The sequence below is a fragment of the Halomonas sp. PAMB 3232 genome (assembly GCF_031954225.1).
In the GTDB taxonomy this organism is placed as follows: Bacteria; Pseudomonadota; Gammaproteobacteria; order Pseudomonadales; family Halomonadaceae; genus Vreelandella.
Genome location: NZ_CP134865.1, coordinates 2056654 through 2075251 on the forward strand (window position 1 = coordinate 2056654; position 18598 = coordinate 2075251).

General features: G+C 61.8%; 18 protein-coding genes and 1 pseudogene. 3 read left to right on the forward strand and 16 right to left on the reverse strand.

The annotated features are described in order from the left end of the window. Positions 1-77: 77 nt before the first annotated feature. Complete coding sequence (ppsA, locus tag RN346_RS09385; RefSeq protein WP_311957992.1) at positions 78-2456, reverse strand: phosphoenolpyruvate synthase; 2379 nt, start codon at positions 2454-2456, stop codon at positions 78-80. A 294-nt stretch (positions 2457-2750) separates the two neighbouring features. Here ppsA and RN346_RS09390 point away from each other — a divergent pair, with 294 nt between their 5' ends. Beyond that, the gene (locus tag RN346_RS09390; protein WP_263587059.1) at positions 2751-3584 is read left to right on the forward strand and encodes a pyruvate, water dikinase regulatory protein; all 834 of its coding nucleotides are present in this window, start codon (positions 2751-2753) and stop codon (positions 3582-3584) included. A 20-nt stretch (positions 3585-3604) separates the two neighbouring features. Here the strand turns inward: RN346_RS09390 and RN346_RS09395 are convergent, their stop codons facing one another. From RN346_RS09395 to RN346_RS09410, 4 genes are all read right to left on the reverse strand, one after another. Then, positions 3605-4183 carry a hypoxanthine-guanine phosphoribosyltransferase gene (locus tag RN346_RS09395; RefSeq protein ID WP_263587058.1) on the reverse strand — a complete coding sequence of 193 codons (579 nt, stop codon included), beginning with the start codon at positions 4181-4183 and terminating at the stop codon, positions 3605-3607. 94 nt (positions 4184-4277) lie between these two features. Next, positions 4278-5288 (reverse strand): beta-N-acetylhexosaminidase, encoded by a 1011-nt coding sequence (gene nagZ, locus RN346_RS09400; protein WP_311957993.1) that lies wholly within the window; start codon positions 5286-5288, stop codon positions 4278-4280. 73 nt (positions 5289-5361) lie between these two features. Beyond that, positions 5362-5880: a L,D-transpeptidase gene (locus RN346_RS09405; RefSeq protein WP_311960967.1), complete on the reverse strand. Its 519-nt coding sequence runs from the start codon at positions 5878-5880 to the stop codon at positions 5362-5364. Further along, positions 5858-6535, reverse strand: a complete 678-nt coding sequence (locus tag RN346_RS09410; RefSeq protein WP_263587055.1) for a TetR/AcrR family transcriptional regulator — start codon at positions 6533-6535, stop codon at positions 5858-5860. The genes RN346_RS09405 and RN346_RS09410 overlap by 23 nt, the downstream gene beginning before the upstream one ends. A 217-nt stretch (positions 6536-6752) precedes the next feature. On the opposite strand from RN346_RS09410, the gene lexA reads away from it, so the two are divergent. Continuing rightward, entirely contained in the window at positions 6753-7427 is a 675-nt protein-coding gene (lexA, locus tag RN346_RS09415) for a transcriptional repressor LexA (RefSeq protein WP_263587054.1), read from the forward strand. Between the two features lie 194 nt (positions 7428-7621). Here the strand turns inward: lexA and purU are convergent, their stop codons facing one another. Then, positions 7622-8476, reverse strand: a complete 855-nt coding sequence (gene purU, locus RN346_RS09420) for a formyltetrahydrofolate deformylase (protein WP_311960968.1) — start codon at positions 8474-8476, stop codon at positions 7622-7624. Between the two features lie 260 nt (positions 8477-8736). Between purU and RN346_RS09425 the strand changes: the two genes are divergently transcribed. After that, a complete protein-coding gene (locus RN346_RS09425) occupies positions 8737-10320 on the forward strand; it encodes a ribonuclease J (RefSeq protein WP_263587052.1) in 1584 nt (527 codons plus the stop codon). 49 nt (positions 10321-10369) lie between these two features. On the opposite strand, the gene moaE is transcribed toward RN346_RS09425, so the two are convergent. The 10 genes and pseudogenes from moaE to RN346_RS09475 form a co-directional block, all read right to left on the reverse strand. Further along, positions 10370-10870: a molybdopterin synthase catalytic subunit MoaE gene (gene moaE / locus RN346_RS09430; RefSeq protein ID WP_311960969.1), complete on the reverse strand. Its 501-nt coding sequence runs from the start codon at positions 10868-10870 to the stop codon at positions 10370-10372. Then, entirely contained in the window at positions 10871-11665 is a 795-nt protein-coding gene (gene moaC, locus RN346_RS09435; RefSeq protein ID WP_263587304.1) for a cyclic pyranopterin monophosphate synthase MoaC, read from the reverse strand. Positions 11666-11773: 108 nt separating this feature from the next. Then, positions 11774-12250: pseudogene (gene mobB / locus RN346_RS09440) on the reverse strand (molybdopterin-guanine dinucleotide biosynthesis protein B); the annotation flags it as partial. 12 nt (positions 12251-12262) lie between these two features. Beyond that, positions 12263-13492: a uracil-xanthine permease family protein gene (locus RN346_RS09445; protein WP_311957999.1), complete on the reverse strand. Its 1230-nt coding sequence runs from the start codon at positions 13490-13492 to the stop codon at positions 12263-12265. Between the two features lie 131 nt (positions 13493-13623). Then, positions 13624-14253 carry a uracil phosphoribosyltransferase gene (gene upp / locus RN346_RS09450; protein WP_252109223.1) on the reverse strand — a complete coding sequence of 210 codons (630 nt, stop codon included), beginning with the start codon at positions 14251-14253 and terminating at the stop codon, positions 13624-13626. Positions 14254-14332: 79 nt separating this feature from the next. Further along, positions 14333-15016, reverse strand: coding sequence for a uracil-DNA glycosylase (gene ung, locus RN346_RS09455; RefSeq protein ID WP_263587049.1), 684 nt, complete (start codon positions 15014-15016; stop codon positions 14333-14335). 6 nt (positions 15017-15022) lie between these two features. Continuing rightward, on the reverse strand, positions 15023-15502 hold the full coding sequence (gene gpt / locus RN346_RS09460) for a xanthine phosphoribosyltransferase (RefSeq protein ID WP_252109225.1): 480 nt from the start codon (positions 15500-15502) through the stop codon (positions 15023-15025). 7 nt (positions 15503-15509) lie between these two features. Beyond that, positions 15510-16055: an adenine phosphoribosyltransferase gene (locus RN346_RS09465; protein ID WP_252109226.1), complete on the reverse strand. Its 546-nt coding sequence runs from the start codon at positions 16053-16055 to the stop codon at positions 15510-15512. A 38-nt stretch (positions 16056-16093) separates the two neighbouring features. Beyond that, complete coding sequence (locus RN346_RS09470; protein ID WP_311958000.1) at positions 16094-17392, reverse strand: NCS2 family permease; 1299 nt, start codon at positions 17390-17392, stop codon at positions 16094-16096. Positions 17393-17601: 209 nt separating this feature from the next. Further along, positions 17602-18222 (reverse strand): riboflavin synthase subunit alpha, encoded by a 621-nt coding sequence (locus RN346_RS09475; RefSeq protein ID WP_311960970.1) that lies wholly within the window; start codon positions 18220-18222, stop codon positions 17602-17604. Positions 18223-18598: the final 376 nt, after the last annotated feature.

Sequence of the window (18598 nt, forward strand, 5' to 3'; positions counted from 1 at the left end):
ACTCAACAAGATAGCCTATAAAACGCATCCGCCCGGCACAATGGCCGGGCGGGTCGAGGCTTAAAAAACGTATCGATTTAGGCGATGGTTTCACCGGCCAGCATGAACCAGGTTTCCAGCACCGCGTCCGGGTTGAGCGAAACCGAGTCGATGCCCTGCTCCATCAGCCACTTGGCAAGCTCCGGATGATCCGACGGCCCCTGACCGCAAATGCCGACGTATTTTCCTTTCGCCTTGCACGCCTGGATCGCCATGGAGAGCAGTTTTTTGACCGCCTCGTTACGCTCGTCGAACAGGTGCGCGACGATACCTGAGTCACGATCGAGCCCAAGCGTTAGCTGGGTCAAATCGTTGGAGCCGATCGAGAAGCCGTCGAAGTACTCCAGAAACTCGTCGGCCAGCAAGGCGTTTGCCGGCAGCTCGCACATCATGATCACTTTCAGGCCGTCCACGCCGGCGCTGCGCTCCAGGCCGTTGGCGGCGAGCAGCTCGACGACCTGTTTCGCCTCGCCGGTCGTGCGCACGAAGGGCACCATGATCTCGACGTTCTTGAAGCCCATTTCATCGCGTACCCGCTTGAGCGCTTTGCACTCGAGCTCGAAACAGGGCCGAAACGATTCGGACACGTAGCGCGAAGCGCCGCGAAAGCCGAGCATCGGGTTCTCTTCGCCGGGCTCGTAAAGCTTGCCGCCGATCAGGTTTTCGTACTCGTTGGACTTGAAGTCCGACAGGCGCACGATCACGCGCTGCGGATAGAACGCCGCCGCCAGCGTCGAGATACCCTCGACGAGCTTGTCGACGTAGAAGCTGACCGGGTCATCGTAGCCGGCGGTGCGAGCGTCGATCACCTGCTTGAGATCCGGCGTCTGGCGGTCGTACTCCAGAAGTGCCTTGGGGTGAACGCCGATCATGCGGTTGATGATGAACTCGAGGCGCGCAAGGCCCACACCGGCGCTGGGTAGCCCGGCAAAGCCAAAGGCGCGGTCCGGGTTACCGACGTTCATCATGATCTTGAACGGGATGTCCGGCATGGCGTCGACGCTCGACACCTTGCACTCGTAATCCAGAAGTCCTTCGTAGACGTTGCCGGTGTCGCCTTCGGAGCAGGACACCGTAACGTCCACACCCTCACGCAGCGCCGTGGTGGCATCGCCACAGCCCACGACCGCGGGAATGCCGAGCTCGCGGGCGATGATCGCCGCGTGGCAGGTGCGCCCACCGCGGTTGGTGACGATCGCCGAGGCGCGCTTCATGATCGGCTCCCAATCCGGATCGGTCATGTCGGTCACCAGGATATCGCCGTCATGGATCTTGTCCATTTCGTCCGGCGTCATCACGATCTTGACCGTACCGCTGCCGATCCGCTGGCCAATGGCGCGCCCGGTGATCAGCTTGCGCCCCTTCTCTTTCAGGTGGAAGCGCTCGAGCTTGCCGCCCTCCTGCTGGGAAACTACGGTTTCCGGGCGCGCCTGAACGATGTAGAGCTTGCCGTCGTCGCCGTCCAGCGCCCACTCGATGTCCATTGGCCGCTGGTAGTGCTTCTCGATGATCATCGCCTGGCGGGCAAGATCCATGACCTGCTCATCGTTGATACAAAAGCGCCCGCGATCGGAAAGCGGCACGTCGACGGTGGCCACGGACTTGCCGGCGCTGGCGCTTTCACCGTAAACCATCTTGATCAACTTGGAACCGAGCGTGCGGCGCAGTACCGCCGGGCGGCCGGCTTCAAGGGTCGGCTTGTGAACGTAGAACTCGTCCGGGTTGACCGCGCCCTGCACCACGGTTTCTCCCAGCCCCCAGGAGGCGGTGACGAACACCGCGTCACGGTAGCCGGACTCGGTATCGAGAGTGAACATGACGCCGGAGGCGCCGGTTTCCGAGCGCACCATTTTCTGAACGCCGGCGGAGAGCGCCACGTTTTCGTGGGCGTAGCCGCGGTGCACGCGGTAAGAGATCGCACGGTCGTTGAACAAGGAGGCGAACACTTCGTGCACGGCGCGTTTGACGTTATCGAAGCCTTCGATGTTGAGGAAGGTCTCCTGCTGGCCGGCAAAGGAGGCGTCCGGCAAATCTTCCGCGGTGGCGGAGCTGCGCACCGCGGCCTTGAGATTCGGGTGGCGCTCCTGAAGTGCCGAGTAGGCATCGCGCAGCGCGGCCTCGAAACTCGGCGGCAACGGCGTATCGATGATCCACTGGCGGATGGTGCTACCCGCCTCGGCAAGCGCCTTGACGTCGTCGACGTCCAGACGCGCCAGCAGCGCGTTGATACGGTCGTTCAAGCCTTCATGGGCGAGAAATTCGCGATAGGCGTGAGCGGTGGTGGCAAAGCCGCCAGGAACGGTGACACCGGCTTCCGCCAGGTTGGAGATCATCTCGCCGAGCGAGGCGTTCTTGCCGCCCACGCGCTCGACGTCGTTCATGCCCAACTGCTCGAACCACACAATGTACTCTTGCACGCAACACCCCTTTTGTCTTCAACGGCTAACGTTCACCGCGCCTTGAACCAGGTGACGGGGCAACCCCGTCATGTCGGTCACTGTCATCGAGCGTGTCACCCTATCACCCGCCCCTCGTATTCGCCATTAGTCTAAGTAACAAGTCACTGAAGGTTTTTTACAACATAGCGGCATTGAAGGGCTTTTCTGTAGTCGGGCGCCTGCGAGCGGCCTTTGGCTTCGCGTTTGCGACACGTTGTGCTGGCGCGATGAAGCGGTAAGAATAGCGCTTGAATTCACAGGCAGGAGAACGACATGAAACGCACGGCGTTTTTCATTTCCGACGGGACGGGCATCACCGCCGAGAGTCTGGGACGAAGCCTTCTGGCGCAGTTCAGCGGCGTCGAGATCACGATGCTGACCAAGCCCTACATCGATACGATCGAAAAGGCCCAGGCGCTGGCAGACATCATCGACGCCACCGCCAACCGCGACGGCCAGCGCCCGATCATCATCGACACCATCGTCGATCAGGACATTCGCGATGTGATCCGTCGCGCCGAAGGCTTCAAGGTCGACGTCTTTTCGACCTTCCTCGAGCCGCTGGAGCAGGAGCTTGCGACCCACTCCTCTTACAGCGTGGGCCGCACCCACGCCATCGGCAGCGACGACGTTTACATGGATCGCATCCACTCGGTGCACTTTGCGCTCGATAACGACGATGGCGCGCGCACCCACCAGTACGATCAGGCGGACGTGATCCTGGTGGGCGTGTCACGCTGTGGCAAGACCCCCACCTCACTGTATCTCGCGCTGCAATTCGGCATCCGTGCGGCCAATTACCCGCTGACCGACGACGATCTGGACGAGGACGGAAGCCTCAAGCTTCCCAGGGTGCTCGCCCCGCACCGCCACAAGCTTTTTGGGCTGACCATCGACCCGCGACGGCTCTCGGCGATTCGCAACGAGCGCCGCCCGAACAGCCGTTACAGCTCGATCGATCAGTGCGTGCAGGAGGTCGAACAGGCGGCGTCGCTCTACCGGGCGATGAGCATTCCGTTTATCGACACCACGCGCTTCTCGATCGAGGAGATCTCGACGCGCATGATCGCTGAAACGGGGCTGGCGCGGCGCTTCTCACCCCGTTAAACAGTACGATCAAAAACGCCTCAAAGGCCCTTGGGCGCAAAGATGCCCGGGGCGTTGCGCCAGTAGCCCTTGTAATCCATGCCAAAGCCGAACACATAGCGGTCCGCCACCTCCAGGCCACAGTAGTCCGCCTTGAGCCCGGGCACGGCCTTGCGATCGTGCTTTTTATCGACCAGCACCGCGGTCGTGACGCTGGCCGCCTGGGCCTCTTCGCAATACTTCAAAATCGCGGCGAGCGTGGCGCCTTCATCGAGAATATCGTCGATGATCACCACGTGACGCCCGGCCATCGGCACCTCCGGCGAGACGCGCCAGAAAAGCTCGCCGCCGCGCAGCTCGTTGCGATAGCGCGTGGCGTGCAGGTAATCCACTTCCAGCGGAAAGCCCAGACGCGTCAGCAGGTGGCCGGTGGTGATCAGACCGCCGTTCATCACGCAGTAAAAAACCGGCAGCTTGTCGCCCAAATCCGCGGTAATGGCCTCTGCCATGCGGTCCAGCGCCTCTTCGACCTGGGCCTGGGTGATCAGGCAGTCGGCGTTATCCATCAGTTCGCGCATCGAATCCAATGATTCGAGCGCTTCTTTATCGAGTTTGGCCATCATGGGCTCCGGTAGCGGTAGCAAAAAAACGAAGCGCGATCAGCCGCCCGCGCTTCGAGAGTCTAAAGAGGTGTCGAGTTGGGCGCGCCGTGTGTTAATCGACTAGCTCGCCAAGCCTTGCATTCGTGCGGCGCCAGCGCTTGAGCGCGGACAGCGCCTTGAGATCCGGCCGCGCGCGGGCGTAGCGCAACTTGCCGATGCGCTTGTTGCCAAGCGCCTGGCAGTGACCTACCACCTCGAGCGCGGCGTCGCGGTCGTTGCATACCAAAAGCATGTCGCAGCCCGCGGCCAGCGCCGCCTGGGCGCGATCGACGGGGCTGCCCGCTACGTGGGCCCCGGCCATGGTGAGATCATCAGAAAAGATGGCGCCCTTGAAACCGAGCGATTCTCTAAGCATCCCAAGCCAGGCGGGAGAGAAGCCCGCCGGGCGCGGATCGAACGCCGAATACACCACGTGAGCGGGCATGACGCCGTCGAGCTGCGAGGCCAGGCGGGTAAATGGCAACAGATCCCGGGCCTTGAGCGCAGCAAGGGAGCGGGAATCTTCGGCAAGCGTCACGTGGGTGTCGGCTTCGATGCCGCCGTGGCCGGGAAAGTGCTTGCCGATGGCGGCCATGCCCGCCTCGTGGAGGCCGTGGATGAAGCGAGCGCCGAGCGCGGCGACGTGCTCCGGGTTGTCGCTGAAGCTGCGATCGCCGATCACGCTCGACACTCCGCTCTCCACATCGAGCACCGGCGCGAAGCTCAGGTCGAGCCCGCAGGCGGCCATTTCCATGCCCAACAGCCAGCCGGTGTCGCTTGCCAGCTGCCCGCCCTGCTCCGGGTCTTCGGCGTAGAGCTCGCCGATACGCGCCATGGCGGGCAGGCGCGTCACGCCGGATTTGATGCGCTGGACACGACCGCCCTCCTGGTCGATACCGAGCAGCAGATCGGGTCGAATGCGGCGTATGTCCTGGCACAGTGCGCTGACCTGCTCGGCGCTTTCGACGTTGCGTGCAAACAGGATCACCCCGCCCACGGCGGTATCGGCCAGAAGCGCTTTTTCGGCGCGCGTGATAAAGGGCCCTTCGAGGTCGAGCATGACCGGGCCAAGCGGTTGCGTCATCGGCATCTATCCAGCAAAACGGTCGCTCATTCTAGTCGATCGCCGCGCTCAAACAAAACCGGCGGGTCGTGGGTCAGGTATGAAGCCAAACCGGCGTACCCGGCACGGCGACCTCGAATACCCACAGCAGGTCCTGATTTCTCAGGCGCACACAGCCGTGGGAGGCCGCAACGCCCATGGGCTCATGTGGCGGAGTGCCGTGCAGATAGATATAGCGGCGTTGGGAGTCGACGGATCCGCCACGGTTGACCCCGGGCTCGAGCCCGCAGAGCCAAAGAATACGCGTCAAAATCCAGTCACGATCAGGATTTTGTTCACCCAAAGTGGGACTAAAAACTTCACCGGTAAAGCGGCGCCCGCGAAACACCGCGTTTTCCGGCAGGCCCTGGCCGATCGAGGCGCGCACGTAGTGCCAGCCGCCAGGCGTCTGGCCGCTGCCTTCGTGTTGCCCCACCCCGTTTGCACCGGACGACACCGAGCATTCGTGAACCACCCGCGTTCCCTGCCAGGCGCGAAGGCGCTGCTCGGTGAGGTCGATTTCAAGCCATGGCGCCTCGGTTGGCGGCAGCTCAGCCAGAATGGGCGTGGCCATGATGAGCCTCCTCGATCGCCGGGGGAAGCGGCGCGTTCATGGCGGCAACGACCACCGGGCGCAGTCGGCGCACCAGATCACGTACCGAGACCTGCTCGTTGTACTCCTTGGCCGCGATGTCGCGCAGCGCATCGAGCCCGGAGAGCGTGAAGATCACCGTGCCGAGCATGAAGTGCAGCCGCCAGAAGCGCTCGGCGTCGGGCAGGCCGGGTGTGGCGCGGCGAACGAGCTCGACAAAGCGAGTGAAGACATCGCCGTACTGCTCCTGGATATAGCGGCGAAGGTGGCCCTGAGCCTGACTGTAGGCGAGCCCCAGCAGGCGCATGAACACTTTCAAGCTGTTGCGCTCGGCCGGCACGGTCAACACCGTCGTGGCCATGGTTTCGAGCAGTACTTCCAGAGGAATCTCGTCATCACCATAGCGGGCGTGCAGCTCATCCAGCGCTTCGTGAAAGCGTTGGCTGAAGGGGTCGAGATAGCGCGCAAACACCGCCTGAATCAGCGCCTTTTTCGAACCGAAGTGGTAGTTCACCGCCGCCAGGTTCACCCGCGCCTTGCTGGTGATGTTGCGCAGAGAGGTCTCTGCAAAGCCACGCTCGGCGAACAGCACCTCCGCCGTATCCAGAATACGCGTGACGGTATCAGACTGCGCCATGGCGCCCTCCAGAAAACGAGTGTTTAAAACATCGCGAAATAGTAGGTCATTAAAACGCCGGGCTCAATCGTGCGAAACCCTGATATGCCCTCTTTTAAGGGCGAACGGCTTTATAATCCGTGGCTTGAGTCATATACTGGACAGAGGAACATACTGTATACTTAAACACATATATTTAAGTCATTTTTTATAGTTACCTTTTACCCTGGAGTCAGCCATGCCTCGTCCTCTTACCGTTCGTCAGCAGCACGTATTCGATTTTATCGTGAAGACCATGAACGAGTACGGCTACCCACCCACCCGCGCCGAAATCGCCAAAGCGCTGGGCTTTCGCTCACCCAACGCGGCCGAAGAGCACCTGCGCGCGCTCGAGCGCAAGGGCGCCATCCGTATCATTCGCCACACCTCCCGCGGCATCCGCCTGCCAAATCAGGAAGGGGTGGAAGCAGCGGAATCCGCCGCTGAAGCCAGCGACAGCGTCGAATCCGCGACCCAGGGGCTGCCGATCATCGGCGAAGTGGCCGCGGGCAGCCCGATTCTGGCCGCCGAACACATCGATCGTTACTGCCCGCTGCCGGCGGAGTATTTCACGCCGAAGGCCGACTACCTGCTGCGCGTACGCGGGCTGTCGATGAAGGATATCGGCATTCTGGAAGGCGACCTGCTGGCGGTACACCGCACCGAGCGGGTACGCGACGGCCAGATCGTCGTGGCGCGCCTCGAGGACGAAGTCACCGTCAAGCGTTTTCGCCGCGACGGCCACCAGGTCACGCTGCACGCCGAGAACAGCGATTTCGCTCCGATCGAAATCGATCTTCGCACCCAGCAGCTCGATATCGAAGGTGTCGGCGTTGGCGTGATTCGCGGGGGCAGTGGCCAAGCGCTGGGTTAATTGACCTATCGATTGAGACAGGGAAATGTGGCGGTGCCGGGCAACCCTGCGCGAGGGCGCTGTGAACCCTTCCCTGGGCGCTACTTTCGCCATCCATGGCGAAAGACCCTCGCTACGGTCAGCCCGGCACGGCGGCCCGTATTGTCATCCTCAAGCTTATAAACTAAAAACGGGGCACTTTCGTGCCCCGTTTTTTAGTTGAAGACGACCGTCTTGTTGTCGTCGATCAGCACGCGATCTTCCAGGTGCCACCTGAGCCCGCGGGCGAGCACGGACTTCTCCACGTCGCGGCCAAAGCGCACCAGATCCGTGGGCGTGTGACAGTGGCTGACGCGGTGGATGTCTTGTTCGATGATCGGGCCGGCGTCGAGCTCTTCGGTCACGTAGTGGCAGGTCGCGCCGATCAGCTTCACGCCGCGCTCGAACGCCTGGTGATAGGGCTTGGCACCGGCAAACGACGGCAAAAAGCTGTGGTGGATGTTGATGATCTGGCCGGCGTATTGGCTACAGAGCGCCGGCGGCAAAATCTGCATGTAGCGCGCCAGCACGATGCAGTCCGCCTCGAGCGCCTCGACCTGGCGCTGCACCGCATCGAACGCGGGCTGCTTGTCGCTGGGGTCGACCGCGATGTGGTGATAATCGATCCCGTACCACTCGCTTAGCGCGCGCATGTCCGGGTGGTTGGAGATGATGCCCACGATGTCGCAGTCGAGCTCGCCAGCCTGCCAGCGGTAGAGCAGATCGACCAGGCAGTGGGACTCTTTCGACACCATGATCACGACCCGGCGCCGCTTTTGGGTATCGACCAGCGCCCACTGCATCGAAAACGCGTTGGCGATGGGCGCAAACGCCTGTTCGAGCTCGGCCGCGCTCATGCCGATGGAGTCGGCGAGAATCTCGTAGCGCATGAAAAATCGGCCCGTTTGCAGATCCGAGTGCTGGCTCGCCTCGGTGATGGAGCCGCCGTGCTGAGCGATGAAGCTCGACACGCGCGCCACGATGCCTACCTGATCGGGGCAGGAAACCACTAAACGGTAATAATGCGACATGAATACACTCTTGATACACGTTTCGAAGACGCGACCCGACGGGGTCGTCAAGAACCGTTGAGGCCTTGGGGGGCGTTAGTGTAGCGCAAGCGGCGATCGGGAACACTGCCAGGATTGTTAGCCGCCCCCGCCTTACCGTATAGTTAAAGTCTTACTTTTCAGGCTGTTCAAAATCAATGGATCCATCCCGCGTTCAACTTCGCCCCCGACGCCGACCGCCCCTGCGCATTTTGCCGCTTGGGGGCTGCGGTGAAATAGGAATGAACCTGACGCTTTATGGTTTCGATGGTCACTGGATCGCCATTGATTGCGGGATGATGATTCGACAGGATCTTCCCAGCGCTCCGCTACAGGTGCCCAGCACCGATACGCTGGCCGAGCTTGAGATTACCCCTAAAGCGCTCTACATCACCCATGGCCATGAGGATCACATCGGCGCGGTCGCCTGGCTTTGGCCCAAATGGCAGTGCCCGATCTACGCCACGCCCCTGGCCGCCGGGTTACTCCGTCACAAGTTTGCCGAACACAATCTTTCAAGCGCCGCGATTCGCGTGATCGAGCCCAACGATGCCCTCGAAGAGGGCCCGTTCACGCTGCGCTATTTACTGATGACCCACTCGATTCCCGAGAGCTGCGCGATCATGATGCTCGCCGGCGGCTACCGGGTATTGCACACCGGCGACTGGAAGCTCGACCCGACGCCTTTGATCGGGCCGAGCGTCGACCCGGCGCACTTTCAGGCGCTGGCACCGCTGGATCTGGTGGTGGGTGATTCGACCAACGCGCCGCTTCCGGGCAGTGCCGGCAGCGAAGGTTCGGTGGCCAACGCGCTGACGCAAACGCTCAAGGCCTGTACCGGGCGCGTGGTGGTCTCCTGCTTTGCCAGCAATCTGGCGCGTGTGTGGGCGATCGGCCAGGCGGCGGCCCAAAGCGGGCGCCGTGTGAGCCTGATGGGCCGCTCGATGGAGCGCATGGTCGGTGTGGCCCGCGGTCTTGGCTATCTCGACGATTTTCCGCCGCTGGTGCCGCCCCAGGACCTGGGCTATCTGCCGCCGGACGAAGTGGTGGTGATCGCCACCGGAAGCCAGGGCGAGCCGCGCGCCGCGCTCCAGCGCCTGGCCCAGGGCCGCCACCCGTTCATGGACCTGGAAGCCGGCGATAACGTCATTTTTTCCGCCAAGGCGATTCCCGGCAACGAGCGCCCGATCGCGGCGCTCAAGAAGCGTTTCACTCAGCTCGGCGTTCAGCTTTTCGACGAGAACAACCACCCGGAGCTTCACGCCACCGGCCATCCCGCCCAGGAGGAGCTCAAAACGCTCTACCGCTGGGTTCGGCCCACCGCGCTGCTGCCGGTTCACGGCGAAACGGTGCATCAGCAGGCGCACCAGGCGCTGGCGCAAGAGCTCGGCATCAAGGCGCCGCTGGCCCCGGTCAATGGCGATATGCTGTGTCTGGATAACGAAGGGTTACGCGTTGAGGCGCGCCACCCGCAGTTGCCCCAGGTGGTGGATCAAAACAGCGTGACGCGCCACCCCGGGCTTGCGGACGGCCAGTCGAGCGGCGCGCGGCGCGGCACGCTGTTTCTGGCACTGCCGGTATGCGCTTCTGAGACCGGCTGGCAGCGTATCGGGCGTTTGATGCTCGACGCCAGTGGCGCCAGCCCCATCGACGAAGAGAGCTTTAGCGATTGGCTCGACGAGCGGCTCGACGAAATCGAAGTCGACTCCCTCGCCGAACTCAGAGAAGCACTGACGCCGGGGCTGGTTCGCTGGCTGGGACACCACTGCCAGCATCTGCCGGAGGTGCACCTTCAGATCATGGCGACCGAGCCGCCCGGCGCTTGAGCCGGGTAGCCCCTTACACGCGCCTACCAACGCCCTCCTTGATCGCCTCCTACCAGCGCGCGGCATCGTCAAAATCGGTGGCGCGCTCCTTGACCCAGTAATCGCCCTGGCGCGAGTGCTCCTTTTTCCAGAAGGGTGCGCGGGTCTTGAGAATATCCATGATGAAGTCGCAGGCACTGAAGGCGTCGCGCCGGTGAGCGCTGGCCACCACCACTTGTACGATCGGATCCCCCGGGCGCAGATGCCCGACCCGGTGCACAATCACCACGCCTTTGAGCGCCCAGCGCGAAGCGGCCTCCACCGCGATATCGGTGAGCGCCTTTTCGGTCATGCCCGGATAGTGCTCGAGCGTGAGCCCCGTGACGTCCGGCGTTTCGTTGAAATCGCGCACGAGGCCGGTGAAGCTCACCAGCGCCCCGACATCCTGACGATGTTCGATGAGCGCCTCGTAGCCCTCATCAAAAATGAAGGCCTCCTGCTGCACGCGGATGTGAATAGGCGGCGTATCCGCGCCCGAAGCGAGCGCTTGCTCAGAGGAAGGCGTCTGCATTCAGCCTCCGGTAACTGGCGGGAAAAAGGCGATCTCGTCTTTATCGGTGATTGGCGCGCTATCGTTGGCCATCACCTGGTTGACGGCGCAGAGCGTGCGCTTGTCCGCCAGTGCGGAAAAGCGCGCGTCGCGCGCCTTCAGGTACGCCTTGAGCCCGGCCACGTCGCGGCTTTCGAGATCAGAAAGCGACAGCGATAGATCACTTTCGCCGACCTGCTCACGCAGCTCGGCCAGAAACTTGACCCGTACGCAGGGCGACACGCTACAGCGCTCGCCCACGCTCACCTCGCCCGGGTTACCCTCGCCGGTGACGATCGGCCCATTCTGGCGCTGATAGTCGCCGCGCACCCCACCCTGCTTGCTCTCGAGCTGAATCGCCTCGATGCGCATCTCCTTGTCGACCGCCTTGCACATGTCGTAAAGCGTCAGGCACGCCACCGACACCGCGGTTAGCGCCTCCATTTCGACACCGGTACGCCCGCTGAGCCGGCAAAGCGCCTCGACATTCACCGCCCCGGTGTCGAAATCGAGGGTAAAGTCGACGCTCACCTTGCTCAGCGACAGCGAGTGACACAGCGGAATCAGTTCAGAGGTGCGCTTGGCTGCCTGAATACCGGCGATACGCGCCGTGGCCAGCACATCGCCCTTGGGAAGCTCGCCGTCGCTCAAGAGCTTGAGCGTAGCTGGCGCCATGACGATGCGCCCTGACGCCACCGCTTCCCGGCGGGACTCCTCTTTATCGGCGATATCCACCATATTGGCTTCGCCCTGGGCGTTCAGATGCGTCAGCTGCATGTCGTTATCCCTGGTCATTGCGGTGCTCTCGTCACGGTGCGCGCGGGTCCATTCGAGTACCCAGCGCGCGATCTCGTCGATGTTATCAAGGTTTAGCTGCGGGATAGAAGCGTCAAGCCGCTCGGGGGCTTCGCCCTTGAGCGCCACAGCCACCACGTTGTCGCTTTGTATAATCGACTCATCGCCAATGCCATCGCGGTAGAGCACGAGCTTGGAAAGCGGCCAGGTCTTGAAACCCTCGACGATGACCAGGTCCGGCCGGTGTGCCGCCATGAGCGACAGCAGGTGTAAAAGATCGGGCCCTTCCTGGCCGGCTTGCCTCTGCGCCGGCGTCTCCTGCATCAGCGCGTAGCGCTGATTGGATGCCACCAGCATCGGCGCGGCGCCGGCCTCGCGAAGCCGGTAACTATCCTTACCGGGCTTGTCGATATCGAAGGCGTGGTGGGCGTGCTTGATCACACCCACGTTCAGGCCGGCCTTTTTAAGGCGCGGCAATAGTTCGGTCAGAAGCGTTGTCTTGCCCGTTCCGCTCCAGGCCGCCACGCCCAGCACCGGAAACGGCGCACTGATGGGTTGCAAGAGCATCTCCACGCCCGCCTAGGCGAGCTCTTTTTCCGGGGGAAGAATGGCATTAAGCACGATACCGACCAGCGCGGCCAGGCTAACGCCCTGAAGGGTGAACTGGCCGCCGCCAAACTGCATGCCGCCAATACCGAATACCAGGATCAGCGACACCACGACCAGATTGCGCGGCTCGGTCAGCGACTGCCCCGCGCGCACCAGGGTGTTCATGCCCACCACCGCGATCGAGCCGAACAGCAGCGTCATTATGCCGCCCATGACCGGCCCCGGAATGGTCAGCAGCAGCGCGCCGAGCTTGCTGATAAAGGCCAGCAGAATCGCCAGCACGGCGGCGACGATCATGTAGATCGGGTTGAACGCGCGGGTGAGCGTGACGGCGCCAGTGACTTCCGAGTAGGTCGTGTTGGGCGGGCCGCCGAACAGCGCCGCCACCATGGTGGCCAGGCCGTCGCCCAACAGCGTGCGATGCAGGCCGGGCTTTTCCAGATAGTTTTGCCGCGTGACCGAGCCGATCGCCACCATGTCGCCAATATGCTCGACCGCCGGGGCGATCGCCACGGGAATCATGAACAGAATCGCCGCCCAGTGAAAGCTCGGCGCGGTGAAGGCCGGTACCGACAGCCAGGCCGCCTCGCGGATGGGCGTGAAGTCGACCACACCCATGATCAGCGCCAGCGTATAGCCGGTGACGACCCCACCCATGATCGGCACCAGACGTAGAAGCCCGCGACCGAACACCGCCAGCACCAGGGTGACGAAAAGGCTCGCCATGGAGAGAAAGATCGCTTGACCGTAGCCGATGTTATCGCTGGTATCTCCCACCGCCATACTCACCGCCGTCGGTGCCAGGGCAAGGCCGATCACCATGATCACCGGCCCCACCACGACCGGCGGCAGCAGTCGATTCAGCCACCCCACCCCTTTTAGACGAACGATTTGCGAGATAACGGTATAAACCAGACCCGCGGCGATCAGCCCGCCAAGCGTCGCCGAGACGCCAAAGTGGGCGATCGAGCCTTGAATCGGCGCAATGAAGGCAAAGGATGACGCCAGAAACACCGGCACGCTTTGACGGGTCACGCCGTGAAAGACCAGCGTACCCACGCCGGCGGTGAACAGCGCCACACTCGGGTCAAGACCGGTCAAAAGCGGCACCAGCACCAGCGCGCCAAAGGCCACGAAGAGCATCTGGGCGCCGGTCAGAAGCGTTCTGGGCCAGGACTCACGGGATGAAGCGGTACTCATATCACGTTCCTTAACGTACTCTTGGTACCCAACGGGCACCGGCGTTATCAGTTGCGATGCAGGCGGCTCATAGTGGCCACCCAAAAAAAAGCCCCCGGCGCAAAGCGCAAGGGGCACGGTATAAAACGCGATCAGCGCGTTCCGAAGATCTTGTCGCCGGCATCGCCCAACCCCGGCACGATATAGCCGTTCTCGTCCAGGCGCTCATCGACGGAGGCGGTGTAGATATCGATATCCGGGTGCGCCTCGCGCACGCGCTCGATTCCTTCCGGCGCAGCGACCAGCACGATCACTTTCATGCTTTCGCAGCCGCGCTCGCGCAGCATGTCGAGCGTGGCGATCATCGAGCCGCCGGTGGCGAGCATCGGGTCGATGACGATCGCCATGCGCTCTTCGATATCGTTGGCGAACTTGGAAAAATAGGGTACCGGCTGGAGCGTCTCTTCATCGCGATAAAGCCCGACCACGCTGACCCGGGCGCTCGGGATCAGGTCGGTGACACCTTCGAGCATGCCAAGGCCTGCACGCAGAATCGGCACGACGGTGACCTTCTTGCCCTTCAAGCGCTGGGTCTTGATGCGCTCGCCGTTCCAGCCCTCGATCTCGTGATCCTCGATCTCGAGATCCTTGGTCGCTTCGTAGGTCAGCAGTTTGGCCACTTCCCCTGCCAGTTCGCGAAAGCTCTTGGTGCTCAGACCCCCTTCCCGCATGAGGCCCAACTTGTGCTGGACGAGCGGATGATTAATGGCGTAAACACTCATGGAACTACCTCACTGCAGGGTTAAAAGCGCCCGGCCGGCGCAAAATTGCGCGCTATTCTACCCGCAACCGGGGGCAAGGTTAAGGGGTCGCGGGCAATTGCCAGGTGATCGGCGCGCGCCCCTGCTCTTCCAGGAAACGATTGGCCTGGGAGAAATGACGATTCCCCAGAAAACCGCGATGGGCCGACAGCGGCGACGGGTGCGGTGATTCCAGAATCAAATGCCGCGACTGATCGATCAGCGCTTTCTTCTGTCGGGCGTGACTACCCCACAGCAGGAAAACGCACGGCTCGGCGTGCTCACTCACCGTTTTGATTGCCGCGTCGGTGAAACCCTCCCACCCCTTGCCGCGATGCGAGGCGGCATTACCGCGCTCGACGGTCAAGGCGGTGTTCAAAAGCAGCACGCCCTGTTTTGCCCAGTCTTCCAGAAAGCCGTGGTTGACCGGCGTAAAGCCGACGTCGCTTTCAAGCTCTTTGTAAATATTGACCAGCGACGGCGGCACCGGCACGCCAGGCATGACCGAAAAGCAGAGCCCATGGGCCTGATTGGGCCCGTGATACGGGTCCTGACCCAGAATAACGACCTTTACCTGTGAAAGCGGCGTTAGCTCGAAGGCACGAAACCAGTTCGAGGAGTGCGGGTAAATCACCTTTTTCGCCGCTTTCTCTTCGGCCAGAAACGCCTTGAGCGAGGCCATGTAATCGGCCTGAAACTCCTGGCCCAGCCACTGACTCCACTCTGTCGGTAAAGGGTCGGTCATCTCATCTCACTTTTTGATTTGGTCGGCGAGCGGCTCGACATAGGCAACGCCCATGTCCCAGGGAAACTGGATCCAACAGTTTTGGCCAACTTCGGTCAGGTATTGATCGACCAGCGGACGGCCGTCGGGCTTGGCGTAAATGGTGACGAAGTGCGCCTTGGGCAGCATTTCGCGCACCGCGCGAGCGGTCTTGCCAGTATCGACCAGGTCGTCGACCAGAAGCCAACCATCGCCGTCATGATCGACGCCTTTCAATACACCAAGCCCGCCCTGATCCATGTGGTCATAGCTTTTGATGCAGACCGTATCGATCAGGCGAATGTTGAGCTCGCGGGCGATGAGCGCGGCAGGAATCAGCCCACCCCGAGTGATCGCAACGATCCCCTTGAAGTCGCGCTCGATGAGCTGATGGCACAGGGCGCGCACGTCGCGGTGAAGCTGGTCCCAGGAAACCGTGAAATGCTGATGGTAACGTTCGCTGCTCATGGGGGCGTCACTCGTCTTCGTTGAAGGAACATACCGCGAATACGCTAAAGCCTGCGTCGCGAATCTTTTGCGAGCCACCAAGCTCCGGCAGATCGATGATCGTCGAGGTTTCCACGACCTGACCACCGCTTCTTTGGATCAGGTTGGCGGCGGCGAGCATGGTACCGCCGGTGGCGATCAGATCGTCCATCAGCAGAATGCGATCCTGCTGTTCGAAGGCATCGGCGTGAAGCTCCACTTCGGAGTGACCGTACTCCAGCGTATAGGTTTCGCTGATGGTCTTGAACGGCAGTTTGCCCTTCTTGCGTACCGGCACGAAACTGCAGCCAAGCTCGTAGGCCAGCGGCGCGCCGATGATAAAACCGCGCGCATCGATCGCTGCGATGGCATCCAGATCCATGTCCTGATAGCGGTGCACGAAGCTATCGATCAGTTTACGAAAGGCCGAGCTATTTTGTAGCAAAGGGGTAATGTCGCGAAAATTGACGCCCTGTTCAGGCCAGTCGGGAACCGTGCGAATAACGGACTTGATGTAGTCGCCGTAGATGCTCATCGCGTCTCTCATGGGTTGGTAAAAGGCCAGGCGCCTGCCTAGCCGAAAAAGAAGAATTTAACTGCGAACAGAATCCCCAGCACGACCACCGCCGGATTGAGATCCGCAAAGCGCCCGGAGAGCACTTTGATGCCCACGAAGCTGATGAACCCAAGCGCGATGCCGTCGGCGATGGAGAACGTAAGCGGCATGGCGAGCGCGGCGATCAGCACGGGGGCTGCGTCGGTGGCATCGTCCCAGTTGGCATGGGCCAGGCTTCCCGCCATCAGCACCGCTACGTATAAAAGCGCGCCGGCGGTGGCGTAGGTGGGAATGGAGCCGGCGAGCGGGGCGAAGAACAGACTGATCAAGAACAGCACACCAACCACCACCGCGGTGAGGCCCGTGCGCCCGCCGGAGGCGATGCCCGCGGTGGATTCGATGTAGCTCGTCGTGGTCGAGGTGCCGAGTACCGCGCCGGACATGGACGCGGTGCTATCCGCCATCATCGCGCGGCCGATACGCGGAAGCTTGCCGTCCTTGTCCAGAAGCTTGCCGCGGTGGGCAACGCCGACCAGAGTGCCGGAGGTGTCGAACAAATCGACGAACAGAAAGGCGAAGATGACGCTGAGCATCGCCACGTCCAGCGCGCCCGCCAGATCCATCGCCATGAAGGTCGGCGCAATGGACGGCGGCATCGACATCAACCCGCCGTACTGATTATGACCAAGCGCCATCGAGACTACGGTCACACCGAGAATCCCGATCATCACCGCGCCGGTGACGTTTCGATAAGCAAGAGCGGTGATCACGAAAAAGCCCACCATCGCGTAGATGGCGGAGGGCTGGGTCAAATCGCCCAGCGACACCAGCGTTGCCGGGTTTTCCACCACGATACCGGCGTTCTTGAGCGCGATCATGGCCAGAAACAGTCCGATACCCGCCGCGATACCGAGGCGCAAAGACATCGGAATGGAGTTGATGATCCACTCGCGAATCTTGAAGATACTCAGCAAAAAGAAGGTCAAGCCTGAAAGGAACACCGCGCCGAGCGCCGCCTCCCAGGTGTAGCCCATTCCCAGTACCACGCCGTAGGTGAAGAAGGCGTTGAGGCCCATGCCCGGCGCCTGGGCGATGGGGTAGTTGGCCCAGAGCCCCATCACGAAACAGCCGATGGCGGCGGCGACACAGGTCGCCACGAACACCGCGCCGTAGTCCATCCCCGCTTCCGACAGGATGCTCGGATTGACGAAGATGATGTAGGCCATGGTCAAAAACGTGGTGATGCCCGCGATCACCTCGGTTTTGACACTGGTGTTTTGCTCGGTGAGCTTGAAATAGTTATCCAGACCCTTCATATCGTTGTGATCCCTGCGCCCTTTGCCAAGAAAAGCCGCACAGTCTACCGAAAGCCCCAAACCGATGCGAGCCGGTAGTGCGCCGCTCATGAGTGCGGGCAAGCCCGCCGTTTCGTTGCCACTCACTGTCTAGCAAGCTTCAGGCCATGTATTAACCGTTCGGTCAAACCGGCCCGACCAACGCCGTGTGCCCCTGCGCTACGTCGGGCTCACCCGCGCGCTGCCAGCACCCGCTCGACGGTTTCGACGATGACCTGGGTTTGCGGGTCGATTTCGATATTCACCCGAGACCCCGGTAGGCGCTCACCCAACACCGTGCGCTCGAGCGTCTCGGGAATCAGGTTGACGCTGAACTCCACACGCTCGCCGGCCGGACGAACGTCGCCCACGGTAAGGCTGATACCGTCGACGCCAATATAGCCCTTCTCGAACACGAAACGCCCGAAACTTGCGGGCAGCGAGAACCAGAGCCGGCGGTTGTTGGGCGCTTCATCGATGGCCACCACGTCCGCCATGCTGATGATGTGACCGGACATCGAATGGCCGCCGATCTCATCACCAAAGCGCGCGGCGCGCTCTATATTAACGCAGTCGCCGACCCCAAGCGCACCAAGATTGGTCAGCCTGAGCGTTTCGCGCATCAAATCGAAGCTGACCCGCTCGCCGTGGATTGCGGTGACGGTCAGACATACGCCGTTATGCGATACCGACGCCCCGAGCTCGAGCCCTTCGTTTAGCGGTGCCTCGAGCGCCACCACGTGGGTTCGAAACTCCTCGAGCTCGCGCACTTCGACCACGCGAGCGACTCCCTGCACGATACCTGTAAACATCACTCCCCCTGATTGGCGCCCGACCATCGAGGGCCGGGATTAAAGCGTCATTATCGCCTTTTAAGCCGGCCAGGCCAAAGTGCGTTTGTATCGATTGTTGGCAATAGCGCATTCCTGCTGAATGCGCGATAACGGCACTCAAAACACTTGCCCGTGCGCCGATCGCGACCGATTTTGTCAGTCACCGCTTGGCACCTGGTCTACGTTGACAACCCGCCGGGGGCTATTTAGACTTTCGCCGCAACGACGATAGACGCCGATTTATACCCGGATTGCGGGCGTCCACCAGCCAACGGCGGTGAAGTGCAGCTAAAAGGGCGAGCCCAGCATTGATGGCCACCCGTCGGGGTGGCTTTTCTGTTTTAGCCCCTTTGTT

Coding starts and splice junctions, on each gene's coding strand:
- RN346_RS09475 (WP_311960970.1), bottom strand. CDS start 18,222: ATGTTTACAGGTATCGTGCAGGGAGTCGCTCGCGTGGTCGAAGTGCGC.
- moaC (WP_263587304.1), bottom strand. CDS start 11,665: ATGCAGCTGACGCATCTGAACGCCCAGGGCGAAGCCAATATGGTGGAT.
- RN346_RS09410 (WP_263587055.1), bottom strand. CDS start 6,535: ATGGCGCAGTCTGATACCGTCACGCGTATTCTGGATACGGCGGAGGTG.
- lexA (WP_263587054.1), top strand. CDS start 6,753: ATGCCTCGTCCTCTTACCGTTCGTCAGCAGCACGTATTCGATTTTATC.
- RN346_RS09425 (WP_263587052.1), top strand. CDS start 8,737: ATGAACCTGACGCTTTATGGTTTCGATGGTCACTGGATCGCCATTGAT.
- RN346_RS09395 (WP_263587058.1), bottom strand. CDS start 4,183: ATGGCCAAACTCGATAAAGAAGCGCTCGAATCATTGGATTCGATGCGC.
- moaE (WP_311960969.1), bottom strand. CDS start 10,870: ATGCAGACGCCTTCCTCTGAGCAAGCGCTCGCTTCGGGCGCGGATACG.
- RN346_RS09470 (WP_311958000.1), bottom strand. CDS start 17,392: ATGAAGGGTCTGGATAACTATTTCAAGCTCACCGAGCAAAACACCAGT.
- RN346_RS09405 (WP_311960967.1), bottom strand. CDS start 5,880: ATGGCCACGCCCATTCTGGCTGAGCTGCCGCCAACCGAGGCGCCATGG.
- nagZ (WP_311957993.1), bottom strand. CDS start 5,288: ATGACGCAACCGCTTGGCCCGGTCATGCTCGACCTCGAAGGGCCCTTT.
- ung (WP_263587049.1), bottom strand. CDS start 15,016: ATGACCGACCCTTTACCGACAGAGTGGAGTCAGTGGCTGGGCCAGGAG.
- gpt (WP_252109225.1), bottom strand. CDS start 15,502: ATGAGCAGCGAACGTTACCATCAGCATTTCACGGTTTCCTGGGACCAG.
- purU (WP_311960968.1), bottom strand. CDS start 8,476: ATGTCGCATTATTACCGTTTAGTGGTTTCCTGCCCCGATCAGGTAGGC.
- RN346_RS09390 (WP_263587059.1), top strand. CDS start 2,751: ATGAAACGCACGGCGTTTTTCATTTCCGACGGGACGGGCATCACCGCC.
- upp (WP_252109223.1), bottom strand. CDS start 14,253: ATGAGTGTTTACGCCATTAATCATCCGCTCGTCCAGCACAAGTTGGGC.
- RN346_RS09445 (WP_311957999.1), bottom strand. CDS start 13,492: ATGAGTACCGCTTCATCCCGTGAGTCCTGGCCCAGAACGCTTCTGACC.
- RN346_RS09465 (WP_252109226.1), bottom strand. CDS start 16,055: ATGAGCATCTACGGCGACTACATCAAGTCCGTTATTCGCACGGTTCCC.